Source organism: Mesorhizobium sp. M0184 (assembly GCF_040322215.1).
GTDB lineage: Bacteria > Pseudomonadota > Alphaproteobacteria > Rhizobiales > Rhizobiaceae > Mesorhizobium.
On sequence record NZ_JAMYSZ010000007.1, the window covers coordinates 166,413 to 186,006 of the forward strand.

Below are 19,594 nucleotides of genomic sequence, written 5' to 3' on the forward strand. Positions count from 1 at the left end.
TTCATATCCTTGGGCGACAATCATCACACTTCCACCCGTGCTCTATGATCCGGCCCGAATTGCTGCCAATTGGCCGGGCCCGGCTCAAACCCCAGCGGACGCACGAGCGAGGGGACCTGGCGCGCATCCAGCTCGAAACGTTCATGCCGCCGGTCTATAGTAGGAACGGCCGCGATAAGCTGTTTGGTATAGGAGTGCTTCGGCTCCGAGAGCACCGATCTGGCATCGCCGATCTCGACAATCTGGCCGGCATAGATGACCGCGATGCGATGGGCGATGCGCTCGACGACAGCCATGTCATGCGAGATGAACAGATAGGCCAGCCCGAATTCACGCTGCAGCTCGATCAAAAGCTTCAACACCCTGGCCTGCACCGACACATCGAGCGCCGAAACCGCTTCGTCGAGGACGATAACCGAAGGATTGAGCATCAGCGCGCGAGCGATGCACAGGCGTTGCCGCTGGCCGCCGGAGAATTCGTGCGGATAGCGCTGCAGGCTGTTTTCCGGAAGGCCGACGCGTTTCAGCAGCGCGGCCATTTTCGCCCGTGTTTCAGCAGTTATCCGTCCGCCGGTAGCGATCACCGGCTCTGCGAGGAGGTTTTCGACGGTGAGTCTGGGATTGAGCGAGCCATAGGGATTCTGGAACACCATCTGCACGGGAAGGGCGCTCTGCCCGGCGGCGGCCTTGCGCGCGCCGGCCGAGATTGTGCCGCGCGTCGAGCGCACCAGCCCCAGAATCGCGCGGGCGGTGGTGGACTTTCCGGAACCGCTCTCGCCGACGACCGCCAATGTCTCGCCCGGCATTAGCTCGAAATCCACACCGTCCACGGCATGGACGGCACCGCTGGTACGGCTGAGAAAGCCACCCTTGACTGGAAATCGCACTACGAGGCCATCGACCTTCAGCGCCGGCTCGGCAGCTTTTTGTTTTTCGCGTTGCGCGTCCCTGCGTGTCGCGCTGCCGCCGGCGAAATGCGGCACCGCATGTAGCAGATGCCGCGTATAGGGATGCTGCGGATCGTCCAATATCTGGTTCAATGCGCCCTGCTCGACAGCTTCTCCGCCTTGCATCACCATCACCTTGTCGGCGATGCCTGCAACCAGACCGATGTCGTGGGTGATGAAGATCATCGACATCCCGGTTTCCTGCTTCAACTCGGCGAGCAGCGCCATGATCTGCGCCTGCACCGTAACATCCAGCGCCGTCGTTGGCTCGTCGGCAATGAGCAGGCGCGGGTTGCACGCAATCGCCATGGCGATCATCACCCGCTGCAGCATGCCGCCCGACAGCTGGTTGGGCGTGTATTTCAGCCGCCGTGCAGCGTCGGGAATACGGACGCGGTCGAGCGCGTCCTTGGCCGCCGCCGTTGCTTGTCGTCCGGTCAGGCCGCGATGCAGGCGAAATGATTCCTCGATCTGCCAGCCAATGGTCAGCACCGGATTGAGCGAGCTCATCGGCTCCTGGAAGATCATGCCGATTTCGCCGCCGCGGATCTTCGTCAATTGCGGCTCGGCTGCGGCGGTCAGGTCGAAGGTGCTGCCGTCGGCCCGCCTCAGCTTGATCGACCCGCCGGTGATGCGGCCGCCGCCATAATCGACAAGGCGATTGATCGACAGCGCCGTAACCGATTTGCCCGAGCCGCTTTCGCCGACGATGGCCAGCGTTTCGCCGTCGGCGAGATCGAAGCTGACGCCGCGCACGACCTCATTGGCTTGCGGGTTGCGACCGAAGCCGACGCGCAATCCGCTGACGGACAGCAGCGGGATCATGCGATCGATCTCCGCATCTTCGGGTCGAGGACATCGCGCAACGCATCGCCGAGCAGGTTGAAACCGAGGATGCCGATCATGATCGCCACGCCCGGGAAGATCATCAGCCAGGGAGCTGTCTCCATCAGATTGCGGCTGTCGCTCAGCATCAGGCCGAGCGACGCGGCGGGCGGCTGCGTGCCGAGCCCGAGGAAGCTTAAGCCGGCTTCGGTCAGCAGTGCCCAGGCCAGCGCCAGCGTCACCTGAACCGTCAGTGGCGCCACCAGATTGAGCAGCAGATGCCGTGTTACGATATAGCCCGCACTGCTGCCGAACGTGCGGGCCGCGTCGACGAACTCGCGCGCCTTGAGCGACAGAGCCGGACCTCGCACGACGCGCGTGAAGATCGGTGTGTAGACGATGGCGATGGCAATGACGCTGGTCGAGGTTCCCGGTCCCGCAACCGCGACGATCAGCAGCGCCAGCAGGATCGCCGGGAACGCCAGCACAACGTCCATGATGCGCATCACCAGGCCGTCCCAGCGGCGCCCGAACCAGGCTGCCGCCAGCCCGAGCACGGTGCCGGCCAGTGTCGCGAAGGCGACCGAAAAGAAGGCCACGATGAAGGACTGGCCGATCCCGGTCATCAGCCGGCTTGCGACATCGCGGCCAAACAGATCCGTGCCCATCCAGTAGGTGCCGTCAGGCGCATGCAGTCGCTCGACCCGGTGCTGCGTCAGCGGATTGTGCGGCGTCAGCCCCAGCATGCCAAGCACGGCAAGCAGCAGATAAAGCGCAACGATCGCACCGCCGATGCGGCCGCTGGGATGCGCAAATATAGCCCGCAATGTCGCCATCAGTGCTCGCTTAGCCGGATACGCGGGTCGAGCGCGACATAGGCGAGGTCGACGAGGAGATTGACGATCATGAAGTTGAAGGCGATGAACAGCACGCTTCCCTGCACCAGCGCGTAGTCGCGCTGCAGGATGGCATCCAGCACCATGCGGCCGAGACCGGGCAGCGCATAGATCTGCTCGACGATGACAGCTCCGCCCAGGAGGTAGCCGAACTCGATGCCGCTCAGCGTCACGACCGGGATGAGCGCGTTGGGCAAAGCATGCCGCCAGATGACGCCGCGCGCCGAAACGCCCTTGCTGCGCGCCGTCCTGACATAGTCGTCGCTGAGCACATCGAGCATCGCCGAACGCGATATGCGGGTCACCGAAGCCGCGAAGGCAAATCCAAGCGTGACCGCAGGCAGCAACAGCTGGCCGAGATTGCGCAGCGGATCCTGCCACAGCGGCGAAAACTCGCCCATCGCCGGCAAAACCCCAAACCCCGCCGACAGCGTGTAGATGATCAGCAGGGCAAGGACGAAGTTCGGCGTCGACTGCCCGATCATTGCGACAACGCGCACGCCGAGGTCGGACAGCTTTTCGTTATGGGTGGCGGCAAAGATCCCCGCCGGCATGCCGACAAGCAGGGCGATGATCATCGACAGCAGGGCGAGTTCCAACGTTAGCGGGAAACGCTCGAGGATGACGTCGAGCACCGGCCTGCCATAGGTGGACGAAATGCCGAGATTACCTTGGAAAAGACCAAGCAGCCAGCGCCAGTATTGGATGAACCAGGGCTGGTCGATGCCGAAATAAGCTGCAAGCGCATCGCGCTGCTGCGGCGTCAGCAGGCCGGCTTCGGTCCCCAGCATTGCCGTGATCGAATCGCCCGGAACCATCCGGATCGCCAGGAACACCACGATGGACACGCCAAGCAGGACGAGAGGGAAGGTCGCCAGTCGCCGCATCAGATAGTTCACGCGAAGAATATCCTCTCGTCCGGCATCAAAGCAGCTACTGGATCGTCACCTTGGCGAGGCTGAACAGCGAACCTGTCGGCACCGGTTCGAATCCTGCGATATTCTTCTGCTGTGCCGTGTAGCTGTAGGACGTGTAGAGCCAGATCCAGGGCGACATCTCAGTGATGTGCTTCTCGAAGTCGGCGAAGATCGCTTTGCGCGCTGCCGGGTCGGTCTCGGTGCGGCCCTTCTGCATAAGACTGTCCAGCGTGTCGTCGATATAGTTCGCCACCTTCTGCAGATTGCCCGTCTTGGTCCAGTAGCGGTTGTACATAGTGTAGGGATCGGCCCTGCCGCCGTTCAGCGCGACGGCCATGTCGAAATCGCCCTTCAGCCAGGCGTCGACATAGACGTTGAGCTCCATCATCTTGATGTCGAGCTTGACGCCGATTTCTGCGAGTTGCGACTGGATGACCTGGGCTTCCGCCGCTGCCGTCGGCGGCTCGCCGGTGGCGCCGATCACGGTCGCCGAAAAGCCGTCGGCATAGCCGGCTTCGGCCATCAACTGCTTGGCCTTCTCAATGTCGCGCTTATAGCAGAACAACTGCTTCGGATCGGTCGCCAGTGCCGGGATGGTCAGCGGGCCGGTGACCTTGCCTTCGCCGAGCGAGGCGGTGTCCAGCACTTCCTGCCGGTCGATGGCGCAGGAAATCGCCTGACGCACCTTGAGTTCGGTCATCTGCTTGCGGGAGGGATTGAGCTGCAGCACGTGATAGGCAAGCACCGGCACGCGGTTCAACTGCAGGCTGGCTTCCTTGGGCACCAGCGTGGCGACAAGCGGATCGTTGAGCAGGGCAAAATCGATCTGCTTGGTGCGCATTGCCGCCAGGATCGCCGTCTCGTCCGGCAGCACGCTGATATCGATGCCGTCGACGCCGGTCGCGCCGCCTGCCCAGTCCTTGTTGGCGACAAGCACTTCCTTGGAATTCGGATCCCATTTTTCGAGCTTGAACGGACCCGAGCCGATCGTTGTCGTGCCGATCGAGCCGGCCGCGATTTCGCTTGCCGGGACGATCGCCGCGTTGACGTCGCTCATCGCCGTCAGGATCGGCACGTCCGGCTGCGAGAGGTGGAACACGACGGTGGCGGGATCGGGCGTGTCGATGCTGGCGATCGAGAGAAAGTTGGCGCGCGCCGCAGCACCCGTCTTCTCGTCAAGTATGCGCTCGAACGATGCCTTGACGTCGGCCGAGGTCACGGCGGCGCCGTTCTGGAATTTTGCTTTCGGATTGAGCTTGAAGCTCAGCTCCTTGCCGTCCGGCGAGAACTGCCATGAATCGGCAATCGCGGGCGTGATTTGCAGGTTTGCGTCGAGCCGCACCAGCGGTTCGTAGATCAGCTCCAGCAGCCGCAGTGAGGAGAATGCCGTCTGCTTGTGCGGATCAAGACCGGTGGCGTCCTGCGACCACGCCATATGCAGCGTCGCCGCACTCGCCTGCACCGGTAGCGCGGCGATGCCAACCATTGCCGCGAGCGTCATGCCGGAAAGCAGTTTCTTGCCAATGTGCCGTACCATTGTCGTCTCCCATTATTGTTAAACCAGATGCCTTGCAGTTCCCCGGACCGCTTCAAAGGGACACACGCCCCGGAACATCGGCCCAGTATCCATGCGGTCTTACACCGTCTTTTCGCCTATCGCCTTGCGCAGGAAACCTCCCGCGTTGGTAAGCGCCTTACGTGCTTCTTCGACACCCATGCCGGTGATCGTCACCAGGATTGCCAGTTTTACATCATTGCCGGTCTGGTCGAGTGCCTGTCGTGCCTGCTGTGCCGCGCAGCCGGTCGTCTGCATCACGATCCTGACCGCCCTTGCGACAAGCTTCTTGTTGCTTGGATTGAGGTCAACCATCAGGTTCTGATAGCTCTTGCCGATGCGGATCATGCTGGCGGTGGACAGCATATTGAGCACCAGCTTTTGCGCGGTTCCCGATTTCAGCCGGGTCGAGCCGGTGAGGACCTCCGGGCCAACCACCGGAGAGATGCCAATATCGGCAATGCCGGCAATGGTCGATCGAGGATTGCAGGACAACGCCACGGTGGTGGCTCCCACTTCCTTGGCATAAGTCAGGCCACCGATCACATAAGGTGTGCGTCCGCTGACAGCGATGCCGACCACCACGTCGCCAGCGGTCAGCTTGATGTCCTGCAGCGCCTTTATTCCCTGTTTCGGATCGTCCTCGGCGCCTTCCGCAGAGTGCACCAGCGCGTCGACGCCGCCGGCGATCAGGCCCACCACCATGTCCTCGGGTACGCCGAAGGTCGGCGGACATTCCGACGCGTCGAGGACGCCGAGCCGGCCGCTGGTGCCAGCCCCCATATAGACAAGGCGTGCACCGTTCTGGAACGCGCTCACGATCCGGTCCACGGCCGCAGCAATATCGGGGATGACCTTCTCGACGGCTGCCGCAACGCCTTTGTCCTCGTCATTGATCTTGCGCAGCACCTCGAGGGTCGGCAACAGATCGATGTCCATGGTTTTCGGGTTCCGGTCCTCGGAAACCAGCCGCTCCAGCTCCGACATCAACCCTTGTTCGACCACTTCGCTTACTTTCAAGTGCGACTGCGAGCAGGACTGTGATGCCCGCGGCAAGCGGCGTCCAGTGCCTGCACCTGGCCGTCGGCTCCGTACCGGCTGCGCCGGTTCTGTTTCGTTAACTTTTTAGAATTCGATATTCCCTTTGTCAACGGAAAGTAGGAATATTATATTCCTTGCCGAGCAAGGCATCACTGGCGGCAGAGGGATTTTCTGGTCAGGATTATGGCTCCCGAAACCGCATCGCCGTCGGCCGGCTTCAGCCGTCGGCGGACGTCGGGAGCGAGCCATGGCTCAAGCGGGCTGGACAACCCTCCGAGCAACGTAACCCGCGGCGCGCCTTTTTCGAACAGCACCCGCACGAAGGTGTCGATCTGCTCGGCAGCGCCTTGCACGATCCGCCGACCGGCCGGATCGCCCTGGTCGGCATGGCGGATCACCATCGGCGCCATGGCGGCATAGTCCGTCGCGCTGGCGCGGTCCATCCAGGCCACCGCCTCGAACGGATCGTCCTTGAAGCGCTGCATCACCTCGGCCAGCAGCGCCGTCCGCTCATGCCGGCCGTCATGGGCTCGCAAGGCAAGCTGCACTGCCTTCAGTCCGAGATCGGCGCCGCTGCCCTCGTCGGAAATCGGAAAACCGTAGCCGCCGACGCGCAGGTCGCGCCCTTCGACAAAGCCGAGCCCGATCGAACCGGTCCCGGCTATGACGATGGCGCCGTCTTGACCCGAATGCGCGCCAAGGCAAGCCGCGACGCCGTCGCTGACGAAGTCGATGCTCGCAAAGGGTTGTTCGATGTCATGAAACGCCTCGAGCGCACCCTTACGGCCGATGCCGGCAACACCGATACCCGCGCGGATCCTGGCGATTTCCGCCGCCGCGAAACCTGCCTCTTCGATCGCCGCGCCAAAGGCTTTGGCAATCGAGGCCCAGGCCACCTCTATACCGAGTCGCGTTGTCGCCGGGCCCGACAGGCCTTGCCCGAGCACGGTTCCTGCCTCGTCTTCGATACGCGCGCGGCAGCCGGTTCCGCCGCCATCGACGCCCAGGAAATAATGCGGAGACGCCCCACCGGCACTCATTGCCTTATTCGTTCGATCTGGGCGCCGCACAGCCGGAGCTTGCGGTCCAACTGCTCGTACCCGCGGTCGAGATGATAGACGCGATTGATCGTCGTCTCGCCCTCCGACACCAGCGCTGCTAGCACCAGCGAGACGGAGGCGCGCAGGTCGGTCGCCATCACTTGCGCGCCCTTCAGCTTCTCGCCTCCGCGCACCAGCGCCATGGTGCCTTGCAGCTTGATATTGGCGCCGAGCCGCATCAGTTCAGGCACATGCATGAAGCGGTTCTCGAAGATCGTCTCGCGCAACAGCGAAGCGCCCTCGGCACAGCACATCAACGCCATGAACTGCGCCTGGAGATCGGTCGGAAAGCCCGGATAGGGCTCCGTCGTCACGTCGACCGCCTTGAGCGGCCCGTCTCTCGATATGATCAGCCCGCGGTCGCCCGGCCATATTTTCACACCGGCTGCTTCGAGCAGCTGGACGATGGATGCCATGTGCTCGAGCCGCGCGTGGGTCAGCTCGAGCTGACCGCCGGTGATGGCCGCTGCGACGGCATAGGTGCCGGCCTCTATCCGGTCCGGGATGATGTCGTGCGTGGCGGCGCGCCAGTCTGTGCTGCCCCCGATCAGGATGCGGTGCGTGCCGGCGCCCTCGATCCGCGCGCCCATGTGGTTCAGGCAGGCGGCAAGATCGGCCACCTCCGGCTCGCGGGCCGCGTTGAGGATCTCGGTCTCGCCGTTTGCCGTCGTCGCCGCCATCATCGCCGTTTCGGTCGCGCCGACCGACGGCGAGCTCAAAACGATGCGCGCGCCTTTCAGTCCGCCCGGCGCAGACGCGACGATCAGTCCGTTTTCGATCGCGATATCGGCACCAAGTGCGGCAAGTGCGGCGACATGCATGTCGACCGGCCGTGCGCCGATCGCGCAGCCGCCAGGCAGCGAGACCCGGGCATGGCCGAAGCGGGCAAGCAGTGGACCGAGAACCAGCACCGTCGCGCGCATGCGCCTGACGGTATCGTAGCTTGTCTCCCTGGAAGCGGCAGCACTGGTATCGATTGTGGCGGCATTCGCCGATCTGGTGACTTCGGCCCCATGAAGGCCGACGACGCCAAGCATGTTGTCGACATCCGTCACCTCAGGCAGGTTGGTCAGCTGCAGCGGATAGGGGCTGAGCAACGCCGCCGCTATTTGCGGCAAGGCCGCGTTCTTGGCGCCGGAGATCGTCACCGCGCCCTCAAGCCTGTGCCCGCCGACGATCCGCAATTTGTCCATGGCTCTGACCTAATCCCGAGCTGTCGGCGAGTCTACGATCTTTCATGTCCGAATCGTCGACATGCCCGAAGGCTGGGCCGCAACCGCACCAGTCGAGATTTGATGGTTCATTCTTGGCTGGCAATCAGAGACGGAATAATTTATTCCTTGGCTTGGCATTGTCGATGACAGGCAATGGAGGAACGCATGTCCGTCCTGAAGAAGATCGAGGCCAAGCTCGAAGTCATGGCGCCCGGCGACCGCGAGATCGGTCGGTATATCGTCGATAATCCCGACCAGATGCTCCGCCTGTCGACGGCGGCGCTTGCCGCCGAGATCGGCCGCAGCCAGTCGAGCGTCGTCAAGTTCAGCCAGAAGCTCGGCTATTCCAGCTATCAGGAGCTTAAGCTCGCCGTCAGTGAGGCCAAGTCGCAGGAATGGCACGTGCCGGCCGGCATGATCCACGGTTCGATCGAGGTCGACGACAGCTATCTGGTCATCTTGCGCAAGCTGATCGGCAGCAAGCTTTTGTCGATGCAACAGACCGTCGCAGCCAACACCGAGCAGGAAATCGGCAAGGCTCTCGAAGCGTTGAACGGTGCGCGCCGTATTCATTTGGCCGGCGTCGGCGCATCCTCGCTGGTGGCGCGCGACTTCTCCTACAAGCTGATGAAGCTCGGCCGCAACGTGCTGCACGACAGCGACAGCCACGTGCAGATGGCCAATGTCTCGACGCTCGGGCCAGGCGACGTGCTGTTCGCGCTCTCCTATTCCGGCGCGAGCATCGAAACCCTGCGCATAGCCGAACTTGCCCGCAAACGTGGCACGACCGTGATCGCGGTCACCGGACTTCGCGACAATCCGCTGAGCCGGGTTGCCGACATTCGCCTGCACACGATCGCCAACGAAGAGCGCGCGCGCTCTTCGTCGATAACCGCACGCGACGCACAACTGACGCTGACCGACCTGCTGTTCATCCTGCTCGTGCAGAAGCAACCTGACGCCAACGAATACGTCCACAACAGCGAACTGGCCGTCTCGGTGCTGAAGGCTTAGCGCTCTTCGCCGTCTCGCGTTAAGGCCTCAGTTCCTCCCTGGCGCTGCACGCCGACAAGAGCAACTTTCGTCCTTCTTGGTGAAATAGCTTTCTTCAATGTGCTCACCCGCTTTCTTCGTCCGGCTGGAAGAGAGTCGCGGGAGCGCCGATTGGTCAAATGCCGCCGGTCGAAACAAATGTTGACAATGTCATCTATTGTTGCGAAAGCGTTCAGCCTCGAATTTGACGGCCGGGTGAGACAATGGACGACCTTGGAGCACAGGAACAAGCGGTTCTCGACCTCATTGCGGCGAACCCATTCGCCGGCCAGCAGGACATAGCAACGGTGCTCGGCATCGCCCGCTCGACGGTCGCGGCCCACATCGTGCAACTCGTCAACAAGGGATACATTCTCGGCCGTGGTTACGTCTTGCCGACGTCCAAGCGCATGGTCTGCGTCGGCGGCGCGGTGCTCGACCGCAAATACCACGCCAAGAAGGATCTGATTTTCGAGACGTCGAACCCGGTCGACGGCTATCGCAGCTTCGGCGGGGTCGCCCGCAACGTCGCCGAAAACCTTGCCCGCCTCGGCGTCGACATAAGCTTCGTCTCGATCGTCGGCGACGATGAAACCGGCCGCTCACTGGTGCGGCATCTGCGCGACCTCGGCGCCGATGTCAGCCAGGTCATCACCACCACGGAACGGCCGACGGCGGAATACGCGGCCATCCTCGACCGCAACAACGACCTCGTGCTCGGCATTGCCGACATGGAGATCTTCGATCTGTTTTTGTCGTCCTATCTCGACCGCTTCTGGCCGCATCTGGCTTCGGCGACATGGGTGTTCATCGACTGCAATCTGCCGGCCGCGACCCTCGCAGCACTGATCTCGCGCAAGCAGGGTGCGCGCTTCAAGCTCGCAGTCGACACGGTATCGGCGCCGAAATCAGCGCGCCTGCCGAAGGACCTGACCGGCATCGATCTTCTGTTCACCAATCATGACGAGGCCAATACGATGCTCGGCATGACGGATGCCGACAGGCGGCTGACGCCGGAGGAAGCAGCGGCAGCGCTGCGCGCGGCCGGCGCCGGCGAGGTGGTCGTGACCGTGGGCGCGCATGGATTTGCCGTTGCGACCGAGAGCGGTGTGACGACCATGCACTCCGTCCCGGCGCAGCCCGTCGATATCACCGGCGCCGGTGACGCGATGATCGCCGGCACACTGTACAAGGTGCTTTCGGGTGAGCCGGTCGCTCATGCCGTGCGCACCGGCGCGCTGCTTGCCACACTGACCACCGAGAGCGAATCCAGCGTCCATCCCGATCTGTCGCCGCGCTTCCTTGCCGCCGGCATGTACCGCATTCCTGCCTGAAAGCGAGATGATATGAAACCTTTCCTTGTCCACCTGAACGATGAAGTCGCTGCTGCGCTTGATGAAGGCCGCGCGGTGGTGGCATTGGAATCGACGATTATCACCCACGGCATGCCATATCCGGCCAATCTGGAAACTGCCCGTGGTGTCGAGACCGTAGTGCGTGAAAACGGCGCCGTGCCCGCCACGATCGCAGTGGTCGCCGGCAAGATCAAGGTTGGCCTCGACGACCGTGAACTGGAAGAGCTGGCAGCGGCAAAGGGCGTGGTCAAGGCTTCCGGGCGCGATCTCGCCGCCATCATGGTGCGCGGCGGCTCGGCCGGAACCACCGTCTCGGCGACGATGCGGATCGCCGCTTTAGCCGGGATCGGCATTTTTGCGACCGGCGGCGTCGGCGGCGTGCATCGCGGCGCCGAAGCCACTTTCGATATCTCCGCCGACCTGACCGAACTCGGCCAAACCGGCACGACCGTCGTCTGCGCCGGAGTTAAGTCGATCCTCGATATTGCGAAGACGCTGGAATATCTGGAAACTCAGCGCGTGCCGGTGATCGCCTATGGGAGCGATGATTTTCCGGCTTTCTACACCCGCTCCAGCGGGCTCAAGGCCGATCATCGCCTCGACACGCCCGACGAGATCGCGCGAGCCATGCTGCTGCATGACGAGATGGAATCCGGCACCGGCATTCTCGTCGCCAACCCTATCCCCGAAGCGGACGCGCTCGATCCGGCGTTCATCGACGGCACGATCGCAGCGGCCGTGGCTGAGGCCGAGAAGCGCGGCATCGGGCGCAAAGAACTAACGCCGTTTCTGCTCGCACGCATCAATGAGCTTTCGCAAGGCCGCAGCCTGAAGGCCAACATCGCGCTGGTCCGCAACAACGCCGCGCTTGCTGCCCGCATTGCGGTGGCGCATGCGGAATTGAAGAGCGCGACCAGATAGCGACAGCATCCGGCCAGCGCTACCGGCCTTCGATTTCAGCCCGGCGCCAGGTCGAAGATGCGCCCGGCATTGAGGATGTTGTTCGGGTCGAAGGCTGCTTTCAGGCGGCGCATGGCCGCGATCTCGGCGTCGCGGCGCACAAGGTGCAGCCATTTCTTCTTGTCGAGGCCGATGCCATGTTCGGCCGAAACGCCGCCGCCGGCGGTGGCAACACCGCGGTACACGATGCCGTATGCGGCCGCCGGATCCGCGGTGCGAACCTGATAATGCAGATTGCCGTCGCCGAGATGGCCGAAGACGTAGATGTCGGCGCCAGGGTCGACGGCCCTGATGGCGGCTTCTGTTTCGCCCAGGAAAATCGCCATTCTCGCCAGTGGGATGCTGATATCGACGCCGATCAGGCCTGCCATCGAAAACAGGAAACGGTTGGCCTCTTCTCGCACCGCCCAGAGCGCCCGGAATTCGCGCGGCGATTGCGAGACGACCACGTCGTCGATCACGCCATCTTCAACCGCCTGCATCAGCACCGCGGCAAAACGTTCGCCGTCGCGGTCGGGCTCGCTGCCCTGTATCTCGGCAAGCACATAGACGGGCGAGCCGGCGGGCAGCGGCGCCGGCGCCTCCATGCCGGCGATCATGGCGCCATAGAGCGGTGCGAAATTCACCTCATAGGCCGACAGCAAGGGCCCGAGCTTCCGCCTGAGCAGCGCAAGCAACGTGATCGCCGCGTCGAGCGAAGCAAGCGCGCAGAAGGCGTTGATCTCGGTGGCCGGCTTCGGATGCAGCCGCAGGCATGCGCGTGTGACCACGCCGAGCGTGCCTTCGCTGCCGATGAACAATTGGCTGAGATCGTAGCCGGAGTTGTCCTTCGCCAAACCCTTGAGCGAGGTCAGAATACTACCGTCGGCAAGCACCGCTTCCAGCCCAAGCACCTGCGCCCGGTACATGCCGTAGCGCAGCACACGGATGCCGCCGGCATTGGTGGCGACATTGCCACCGACGGTGGCCGTGCCGCGCGCTCCGATGTCGACGCCGAACAGCAAGCCGGCCGCATCGGCGGCTTCCTGCACCGCTTGCAGCGGCGCGCCGGCCTCGGCGATGATGATCGCCGCCTCGCGGTCGAGAGCTTCAACGGAAGTCATGCGCTCCAGCGACAGCACAGCTTCGCCGGGTTGGATGCGAGCGCCGCCGGCAAGCCCGGTCCGGCCCCCCTGGACCACAAGCCTCTGCCCCGCCTCATTGCACAGGCGCAGTATGTCCGACACCTCGCCGGCAGTGCGCGGTCGCAGCACGACCTCCGGCCGCGCACCGGTCTTGCCGTCGGGGTCTTCCCTGTAACGCGGCCCGGCCTCATCTGCCGAGACGATCGCCGACCGATCGAGCCGACCCTCAAGTCGCGACAGAAGCTCGGCGGTTCGCGAGGAGAGGGCGCTCACGGATGCTATTGGCGCGCAGATATCGATGCAACGCACGCGAAGACCGGCGAGGATTGCAGGAGCGGCTTGACGCGAATTTCGCTGGAAAGAAAACATGCGGAAAACCCGCCAAAAATGCAGTCGGTTGCTGTCGCCATGCACCGCTCCTGTGTAACAGGTCGACCATAGGCGCGGACCGCGTTTTGTCAAACTGTGGCAGTTGGTGATGGGTGGCTCGACGCCTGCGTTTCGGCGCGGACCACCTTGATGTCGGCGCCTGCCGCCCATGCTCCGATATCGTCGCGGCGTAAGGCCGCAGCCATCATGTCCGGAAACAGATCCGGCGTGCAGGCAAAGACGGGAATACCAAGGGCTGCTACCGAGCCTGCCATTGTGGGATCGTAGCCGGGCCGGCCTTGATCGGTCAGCGCCAGAAGCACGACGACATTTACGCCGGATCGAACCAGCGCTGCCAGTCGCCGCAGCAGATCCTGGCCATTACCGCCTTCATAGAGATCGGTGATCAGCACCAGATGCGACTTGGTGGGCCGTTCGATACGGTCGGCGCAATAGGCGACCGCCTGATTGATGTCGGTGCCGCCGCCAAGCTGCACGCCGAACAGCACCTCGACGGGATCGCTGAGCTCTTCGGTCAGGTCGACGATCGCCGTATCGAAGCAGACAAGCTTCGTGCGCACAACCGGCAGCGAGGCCATCACCGCCGCGAAGATCGAGGCGTAGACCACCGAGCTTGCCATCGAGCCGGACTGGTCGACGCAGAGAACGACCTCATCCAGATCGACAAGCCGGCGCTGCTTGCGCATGAAGCCGACCAGTTTCTCCGGCACGATGGTCCTATGCTCGGGTTGATAGTGGCGAAGGTTCGCCGAAATAGTGCGCTGCCAGTCGATATCGCGTGCACGCGGGCGGTTGGTGCGTCTCGATCGATCGAGAGCGCCGCGTATCGCCTCCGCGGTCTTCTGCTCCAGCTTCTGCATCAGCTTGCCGACGATATCGGCAATGATCGTCCGGGCAATGTCCTTGGTCTTGGCCGGCATGACCGAGCGCAGCGAAATCAGGTCGGCGACGAGATTGACGTCAGCCTCGATCGCTTTGAGGAATTCCGGTTCCATCAGCATCTGCTTCAGGTCCAGCCGTTCGAACGCGTCCTTCTGGACGATCTGGACGACCTGCGCCGGAAAGAAGGAGCGAATGTCGCTCATCCATTGCGCGACGCGCGGCGCCGACCGGCCAAGGCCGCCACGCCGCTTTCAAAGGGCGTTGGTGGTTTCGGGATCGAACCAGCCTGCAATCTCGTGCAGCCGAGCGTCCAGGCCGCCTCCTCCAGCTCGACGGGAATGCCGGAGAACAGCGAAAAGGTGATCAGCACCGCAAACGGCAGCGCCAGCGTGGTGTGGACCAGCGCCAGCCCGATCGCGGTGTCGTCGAGGCCGGTGCGGATGAACATCACCGCCAGCGGCAGCGCCAGCAGCGGCAGCGGGAAGGCGCGGGTCATCAGCACAAGGAAACGGAACGTTTCCTTGCCCGGGAATTCGAAGCGCGACAGCGCGTAGCCCGCGGGTGCGCCGAAGCCGATCGAGAGGAGCATCGTCAGCGTGGCGACGAGAACGGAGTTCCACAGCGCCTTGGCGACGCCGGCGAAATTGATGAAGAAAGAAAGGCTGCCGAAATCGAATGACGGGAAGAAGCGCTTGGGAAAGGCGGTCACCTCTTCCGGCGACGACAGCGCGTTGACGATCAACAGATAGATCGGCAGCAGCACCCAGACGCAAAGCAGGATGACCGTTGCGACCAGCAACCAGTTGCCGGCTTTGCGGGCCTCAGGCGCGGCGATCGAGAGCTCCGCGACAGTGCTCATATACGAGTCTCCTTCGGCACACGCAGCACCCGCAGGAAGAACAGCGTGAAGCCGATCGAGATGGCGAGGATGAACAGCGCCATGGCGGCGGCGACATTGTGGTCCTGCAGCGTGAACTGCCAATTGTAGGTCTCGCCCATCAGCACCGGCAGATTGGTGCCGCCGAGTGCTGCAACCACGGCAAAGACCTCAAAGGCAAGGATGACGCGCAGGATGATCGCCGTCTGCAGGCTTGGGCGCAGCAGAGGCAGCGTGATCTTGATGAAGCGCTTCCACGGGCTAGCGCCAAAAACCTCCGCCGCCTCGTAGTATTCCCGGGGGATCAGCCCCATGCCGGCGACCAGAATGACCATCATGATGGCGGTCGCACGCCATATCTCGGCCAGCGCCACGGCGATGAAGATCGTCAGCTTGCTCTGGTAGCCGAGGAACATGACCGGCCTGTCGATGACGCCGAAATTGGAGAGCAAGGTGTTCAGGAAGCCGGACTGGTCGAAGATGGCGAGCCAGATCAGCCCGGCGGCGAGATCGGAGATGCCGAGCGGAATAGCGAAGATGTAAAGCGCAGCGCTGCGCCCGGTTTCAAGCCGCGACACCACCGTTGCCATCAGCAGCGCCATCACCAGTTGGATCGGCACGACGATGGCGCTCAGCAGCAGCGTATTGCGAACCGTGACCGGGAATTTCCAGCCGCCCGCCATGGTGCGGAAATTGTCGAGCGTAAAACCGCCGTCGCGGGTGAACGCCTCGAAGGCGACCAACACGAACGGGTAGAGGAAAAAGACACAGAGGAACAGCGTCGCCGGCGTCAGCAGCAGATAGGGCAGGGCCTTGCTGTGCATGGAGCGCTCTCTATTCGAAGCTTCAAAAGGGGTGGGCGCCCGGCGCGCTGGAAATCCGGACGCCCGGGAGGATTCTTAATCGACCGGGCAGGCGCCTTGTGAGGGCTTGTCGGGCGCCCAGCATGGCGCCTTCGCCTGGTCGATGATCGCCTTCAGCGCCGTCGCCTGTTCGTCGAGCACGCCGTGCACATCCTCGCCGCCGAGCACGATGCGCTCGAAGCTGTCGGTGTAGATCTGATTGAACTTGCCGCCGAGGCCGCCAAGTCCCATCGGCAGCAGCGCCGGCAACGCATCGGGAGCTCCGGTCATGGTGGCGATCACTCGGCTGAAGGCCTTCACCGAGGCCGGCATGTCGTCTGGCAGCTTGACGTCGACGATGGGGAAGAAGTTTGTCGCCTTCAGCGTCGCGATCTGGGTTTCCGGTTTCAGCATATAGGCGACCAGCGCCTTGGCCTTGTCCATGTCAGGCGAGGTCTTCGGGACAGCGACACCGGCCACCACCGGCATGTAGCCGCGGCCTGCCGGGCCAGCCGGCGCCGGGAAGGCGACAAACTCGTCGGGTTTCTGGTTGAAGGCGTCGGCGAGGCGCGCCACGTGATCGAATGCCACCCAGACTTCGCCGGTCAGCAGCGGCTCCTGCATGAAGGCATAGTTGGTCGAATTCGGGTTGGTGTATTGCCACAATTCCTTGAACTTATTCCACGCCGTCTCGGCCTCCGCCGAGCGGAACTTCGTCACCATCGAGCCGGTATACGATGGAAGGAGAAAACCCTCGAAGAAACGGTGCTTCAGCCCTTTCGGGCCGGCCGGAAAACCGAATTTGGGCGAACCGGTCTTTTCAGCGATGTTTTTCGCCCACTCGATCAGTTGGTCATAAGTGATGGTGTTGAGATCGGTGCCGGCCGGCAGATATTGCAGCGCCTGTTTGTTGGCCGCCATCAGGAAGGTGGCCTGCATCCATGGCAGGTACTTCTGCTCGCCGGTGCCGAGCATGCCGAGCTTCTTGTAGGTCTCGTTGACCTTGACGCCACCGAGATCGACGCCAGAGAGATCGACAAGGTTCGCGCCGACGGTGGAGAAGTCTCCGTGCAGGCCGCCGAGCACGCCTATGGTGCCGGAGCCGGCCTGCAGTTCGGCCTGAAGGCGGGTGAGCCAGGGCCCGTCCTCGGCGACCTGATAGTCGACCTGGCCGTCAAACCCCTTCAGCACTTCGCTGCGCATCTTCTGTGTCTCTTCCACTGGTCGCGCCTGTGTCGACCAGAACAACACCTGCTGGGCTTGTGCTGCGCCGGCAGCAAGCGACAACGCCAGCACCGCACCTGCCAATGTCCTCAACGCATTCATCGTCGTCTTCCTCCCTGGTTGTGCGCCGCTAAGGCGTCAGTTCCGTCCTGTGGGTGCCGGGCCATGGCTTGCCCGCGAGACAAGTGTCGGCCGGACCAGCCGCGTCAGTGGCGCGTCCGGCCTGTCGCCGATGACGGTCAGCAGCATCTCGCCGATCTCGCGCGCGCACCGGCGGATCGAGGCGTCGAAAGTGGTCAGCCCCGGCGGCGCATAGGCGGAGGCGGCTATGTTGTCGAAGCCGATCACCGAAAGGTCGCGAGGAATGGCAAGTCCGGCGCGCCCCGCCTCTTCCATCACAGTCAGCGCCAGCTCGTCGAACAGTGTGACAATCGCCGTCGGCCGCTCGGTGGCGTGCAGAAGCCGGTTGATTGCCTGGATGCGGGCACCGCGATCGAAACGCGGCGCCGTCGCCACATCGAGGCTGACGGACGGATCGCCCCGGCGGGCGATCGCGGCGGCGAGCCCGTCCTGTCTGAGATGGCGAAATGTCATCGGCTCGGAAATCGTCACCAGGCCGAAATGGCGGTGTCCGAGATCGTAGAGCATGTCGAAGGCCTCGCCGAAAGCATGCGCGCCATCGGTATCGAGCCAATGGTAGGTAAAGTCGCCGTCGAGTAGCCGGCCATGCGCGACGAACGGGAAATTGCGTTGGCGCAGATAGGCAAGCCGCTCGTCGACCTCGGCGATGCGGGTGACGACGACGCCGTCGGCGCGCCCGGATTCGACGACATGGCGAAGCACGGAAAGTTCCGACTGGCCTTGCGCCGCTGCGGCCAGGATCAGGTCGGAGCCGTGCGAAACCAGCCCTTCGCCCAATCCGGTGACGAATTCGCCGAGGAAGGAATCGACCAGATTGGGACGGCGGATCGGCAGTACCATGCCGACGAAGCCGCTGCGGCCGGAGACCAGCGTGCGGGCTGCGGTGTTCGGCACATAGCCGGCCTGATGCGCAGCCTCGGCGACACGTTGGCGCGTTTTCAAGGCAATTTGCTCGTGACCGGCAAGGGCGCGCGAAACGGTCGTGATCGACAGGCCGAGCTGCGCAGCAAGTTCCTTGAGGGTGGTAACGCGGGCCGGCATCGTTCCTCCCGAACGAAGTTTGAAACGTTTGTAATCAGTTCAAGCGAAATTGCAAACGTTTTAAATGGCGCGCGGTCGGTGTTGTTTCTTGCCCGTTGGTTAGCGCGGCCCTATTCGGCCCCGGCCGGCAAGCTCCTGGCCGGAGATTTAAACGCAGCGGTTGCTTGACTCCGGCGACGCCTTGTGAAAAATTTTGCAGCAACTGATAAAAATATCAAAGGGCGGAAATGGTTGGTTTTGGCAACGGCCTGCTGCGCGACGATGAGACCGGCATGGCAGCCCGTGCCGCCTGGCTTCACTATGCCGGCGGCCTGACCCAGTCGGAGGTCGCCAAACGGCTTGGCCTGACCAGTCTCAAGGCGCATCGCCTGATCACCAAGGCCAATCAGGAAGGCCTGGTCAAAGTCTACATCGACGGCGAAGTCTCCGAATGCGTGGAGCTTGAGGATGAGTTGTCCGGCCGGTACGGCCTCGACTACTGCGAGGTGGTTCCGGACTTCGATGCCGAAGACCTGCCGCTCAAGGCGCTCGGCATTGCTGGCGCGCAGTTTCTCAAGCGCGAGATCGAACGCGGCGAAGAGGCGCTGATCGGCGTCGGCCACGGCCGCACGCTTGCCGCCTGCGTGGAATATCTGCCGCGCATATCGGCCGGCAGGATCCGTTTCGTCTCGCTGCTTGGCGGCCTGACGCGCAAGTTCTCGGCCAATCCGCATGACGTCATCCACCGCGTCGCCGAGCGGACTGGTGCGGAGGCCTATGTGATGCCCGTGCCGATGTTCGCCAACACGGTCGAGGATCGAACAGTATTGCTCGGGCAGAAAGGCGTCAGCGATGTCTTCGACCTCGCCAAGTCCGCCGACTTGCTCATCGCCGGCATCGGTACCGCCGAACGTGAGGCCTCGCTTGTCGCCACCGGCATGATCGAGAAGGGTGAGATGGAGGAGATCCGCCGCAACGGCGGTGTCGGCGAACTGCTCGGCCATTTCTTCGACGATGCCGGAAAGGCCGTTGCGACGACGCTTTCCGACCGGGCGCTGGCACTGGCGCGCGAAGACATCAGCAACCGCAGGATTGTCGCCGTCGCCGGCGGCAAGGTGAAGGTTCGCGCCATCAAGTCAGTGCTGGAGGGCCGTTATCTCAAAGGCTTGATAACCGACGAGCGGACGGCGCGATCGCTCGTGGAACAGACGCCGGTCGGGTAGCCGGCAACCATTTCGTTGAAACTACCCTG

Annotated in this window: 16 protein-coding genes and 1 pseudogene; 4 read left to right on the forward strand and 13 right to left on the reverse strand. The window is 63.2% G+C overall.

Translation table 11 applies throughout. The features are described 5' to 3' along the window. Nucleotides 1–23 precede the first annotated feature (23 nt). The 7 genes from NKJ23_RS11725 to murA form a co-directional block, all read right to left on the reverse strand. Complete coding sequence (locus NKJ23_RS11725; RefSeq protein ID WP_352680399.1) at nt 24–1,772, reverse strand: ABC transporter ATP-binding protein; 1,749 nt, start codon at nt 1,770–1,772, stop codon at nt 24–26. Next, nucleotides 1,769–2,608 carry an ABC transporter permease gene (locus tag NKJ23_RS11730; protein ID WP_352680400.1) on the reverse strand — a complete coding sequence of 280 codons (840 nt, stop codon included), beginning with the start codon at nt 2,606–2,608 and terminating at the stop codon, nt 1,769–1,771. Before NKJ23_RS11730 ends, NKJ23_RS11725 begins: the two co-directional genes overlap by 4 nt. Next, nucleotides 2,608–3,567, reverse strand: a complete 960-nt coding sequence (locus NKJ23_RS11735; RefSeq protein ID WP_352680401.1) for an ABC transporter permease — start codon at nt 3,565–3,567, stop codon at nt 2,608–2,610. Before NKJ23_RS11735 ends, NKJ23_RS11730 begins: the two co-directional genes overlap by 1 nt. Before the next feature lie 34 nt (nt 3,568–3,601). Then, nucleotides 3,602–5,122 (reverse strand): ABC transporter substrate-binding protein, encoded by a 1,521-nt coding sequence (locus tag NKJ23_RS11740; RefSeq protein ID WP_352680402.1) that lies wholly within the window; start codon nt 5,120–5,122, stop codon nt 3,602–3,604. A gap of 99 nt (nt 5,123–5,221) precedes the next feature. Further along, nucleotides 5,222–6,145 carry an N-acetylmuramic acid 6-phosphate etherase gene (gene murQ / locus NKJ23_RS11745; protein WP_352680450.1) on the reverse strand — a complete coding sequence of 308 codons (924 nt, stop codon included), beginning with the start codon at nt 6,143–6,145 and terminating at the stop codon, nt 5,222–5,224. A 185-nt stretch (nt 6,146–6,330) separates the two neighbouring features. After that, on the reverse strand, nt 6,331–7,221 hold the full coding sequence (locus tag NKJ23_RS11750) for a glucosamine kinase nucleotide-binding domain-containing protein (protein ID WP_352590296.1): 891 nt from the start codon (nt 7,219–7,221) through the stop codon (nt 6,331–6,333). Further along, complete coding sequence (murA, locus tag NKJ23_RS11755) at nt 7,218–8,474, reverse strand: UDP-N-acetylglucosamine 1-carboxyvinyltransferase (protein ID WP_352680403.1); 1,257 nt, start codon at nt 8,472–8,474, stop codon at nt 7,218–7,220. The genes NKJ23_RS11750 and murA overlap by 4 nt, the downstream gene beginning before the upstream one ends. Nucleotides 8,475–8,660: 186 nt before the next feature. On the opposite strand from murA, the gene NKJ23_RS11760 reads away from it, so the two are divergent. The 3 genes from NKJ23_RS11760 to NKJ23_RS11770 all read left to right on the forward strand — a co-directional run bounded on the left by NKJ23_RS11760 (nt 8,661) and on the right by NKJ23_RS11770 (nt 11,803). Continuing rightward, nucleotides 8,661–9,509, forward strand: coding sequence for a MurR/RpiR family transcriptional regulator (locus tag NKJ23_RS11760; RefSeq protein WP_352680404.1), 849 nt, complete (start codon nt 8,661–8,663; stop codon nt 9,507–9,509). A 242-nt stretch (nt 9,510–9,751) separates the two neighbouring features. Beyond that, nucleotides 9,752–10,861 (forward strand): carbohydrate kinase, encoded by a 1,110-nt coding sequence (locus NKJ23_RS11765; RefSeq protein ID WP_352680405.1) that lies wholly within the window; start codon nt 9,752–9,754, stop codon nt 10,859–10,861. Between the two features lie 12 nt (nt 10,862–10,873). Beyond that, nucleotides 10,874–11,803, forward strand: a complete 930-nt coding sequence (locus NKJ23_RS11770) for a pseudouridine-5'-phosphate glycosidase (RefSeq protein ID WP_023676041.1) — start codon at nt 10,874–10,876, stop codon at nt 11,801–11,803. A 35-nt stretch (nt 11,804–11,838) separates the two neighbouring features. Here the strand turns inward: NKJ23_RS11770 and NKJ23_RS11775 are convergent, their stop codons facing one another. The 6 genes and pseudogenes from NKJ23_RS11775 to NKJ23_RS11800 form a co-directional block, all read right to left on the reverse strand. Beyond that, nucleotides 11,839–13,239: an FAD-binding oxidoreductase gene (locus tag NKJ23_RS11775; protein ID WP_352680406.1), complete on the reverse strand. Its 1,401-nt coding sequence runs from the start codon at nt 13,237–13,239 to the stop codon at nt 11,839–11,841. A 185-nt stretch (nt 13,240–13,424) separates the two neighbouring features. Then, nucleotides 13,425–14,489: pseudogene (locus NKJ23_RS11780) on the reverse strand (VWA domain-containing protein); the annotation flags it as partial. Next, nucleotides 14,438–15,097 carry a carbohydrate ABC transporter permease gene (locus NKJ23_RS11785; RefSeq protein WP_352680407.1) on the reverse strand — a complete coding sequence of 220 codons (660 nt, stop codon included), beginning with the start codon at nt 15,095–15,097 and terminating at the stop codon, nt 14,438–14,440. The pseudogene NKJ23_RS11780 and the gene NKJ23_RS11785, both read right to left, overlap by 52 nt. Continuing rightward, nucleotides 15,094–15,939 (reverse strand): carbohydrate ABC transporter permease, encoded by an 846-nt coding sequence (locus NKJ23_RS11790; RefSeq protein WP_352680408.1) that lies wholly within the window; start codon nt 15,937–15,939, stop codon nt 15,094–15,096. Before NKJ23_RS11790 ends, NKJ23_RS11785 begins: the two co-directional genes overlap by 4 nt. A 75-nt stretch (nt 15,940–16,014) precedes the next feature. Continuing rightward, on the reverse strand, nt 16,015–17,283 hold the full coding sequence (locus NKJ23_RS11795; RefSeq protein ID WP_352680409.1) for an ABC transporter substrate-binding protein: 1,269 nt from the start codon (nt 17,281–17,283) through the stop codon (nt 16,015–16,017). 36 nt (nt 17,284–17,319) lie between these two features. After that, nucleotides 17,320–18,363: a substrate-binding domain-containing protein gene (locus NKJ23_RS11800; RefSeq protein ID WP_352680410.1), complete on the reverse strand. Its 1,044-nt coding sequence runs from the start codon at nt 18,361–18,363 to the stop codon at nt 17,320–17,322. A gap of 227 nt (nt 18,364–18,590) precedes the next feature. On the opposite strand from NKJ23_RS11800, the gene NKJ23_RS11805 reads away from it, so the two are divergent. Then, nucleotides 18,591–19,565 carry a sugar-binding transcriptional regulator gene (locus NKJ23_RS11805; protein ID WP_023676028.1) on the forward strand — a complete coding sequence of 325 codons (975 nt, stop codon included), beginning with the start codon at nt 18,591–18,593 and terminating at the stop codon, nt 19,563–19,565. Nucleotides 19,566–19,594 lie beyond the last annotated feature (29 nt).

What these genes read in the sequence shown, in the direction of transcription:
- NKJ23_RS11725 (WP_352680399.1), bottom strand. Translation starts at nt 1,772, where the DNA reads ATGATCCCGCTGCTGTCCGTCAGCGGATTGCGCGTCGGCTTCGGTCGC.
- NKJ23_RS11730 (WP_352680400.1), bottom strand. Translation starts at nt 2,608, where the DNA reads ATGGCGACATTGCGGGCTATATTTGCGCATCCCAGCGGCCGCATCGGC.
- NKJ23_RS11740 (WP_352680402.1), bottom strand. Translation starts at nt 5,122, where the DNA reads ATGGTACGGCACATTGGCAAGAAACTGCTTTCCGGCATGACGCTCGCG.
- NKJ23_RS11750 (WP_352590296.1), bottom strand. Translation starts at nt 7,221, where the DNA reads ATGAGTGCCGGTGGGGCGTCTCCGCATTATTTCCTGGGCGTCGATGGC.
- murA (WP_352680403.1), bottom strand. Translation starts at nt 8,474, where the DNA reads ATGGACAAATTGCGGATCGTCGGCGGGCACAGGCTTGAGGGCGCGGTG.
- NKJ23_RS11760 (WP_352680404.1), top strand. Translation starts at nt 8,661, where the DNA reads ATGTCCGTCCTGAAGAAGATCGAGGCCAAGCTCGAAGTCATGGCGCCC.
- NKJ23_RS11765 (WP_352680405.1), top strand. Translation starts at nt 9,752, where the DNA reads ATGGACGACCTTGGAGCACAGGAACAAGCGGTTCTCGACCTCATTGCG.
- NKJ23_RS11770 (WP_023676041.1), top strand. Translation starts at nt 10,874, where the DNA reads ATGAAACCTTTCCTTGTCCACCTGAACGATGAAGTCGCTGCTGCGCTT.
- NKJ23_RS11785 (WP_352680407.1), bottom strand. Translation starts at nt 15,097, where the DNA reads ATGAGCACTGTCGCGGAGCTCTCGATCGCCGCGCCTGAGGCCCGCAAA.
- NKJ23_RS11790 (WP_352680408.1), bottom strand. Translation starts at nt 15,939, where the DNA reads ATGCACAGCAAGGCCCTGCCCTATCTGCTGCTGACGCCGGCGACGCTG.
- NKJ23_RS11795 (WP_352680409.1), bottom strand. Translation starts at nt 17,283, where the DNA reads ATGAATGCGTTGAGGACATTGGCAGGTGCGGTGCTGGCGTTGTCGCTT.
- NKJ23_RS11800 (WP_352680410.1), bottom strand. Translation starts at nt 18,363, where the DNA reads ATGCCGGCCCGCGTTACCACCCTCAAGGAACTTGCTGCGCAGCTCGGC.
- NKJ23_RS11805 (WP_023676028.1), top strand. Translation starts at nt 18,591, where the DNA reads ATGGTTGGTTTTGGCAACGGCCTGCTGCGCGACGATGAGACCGGCATG.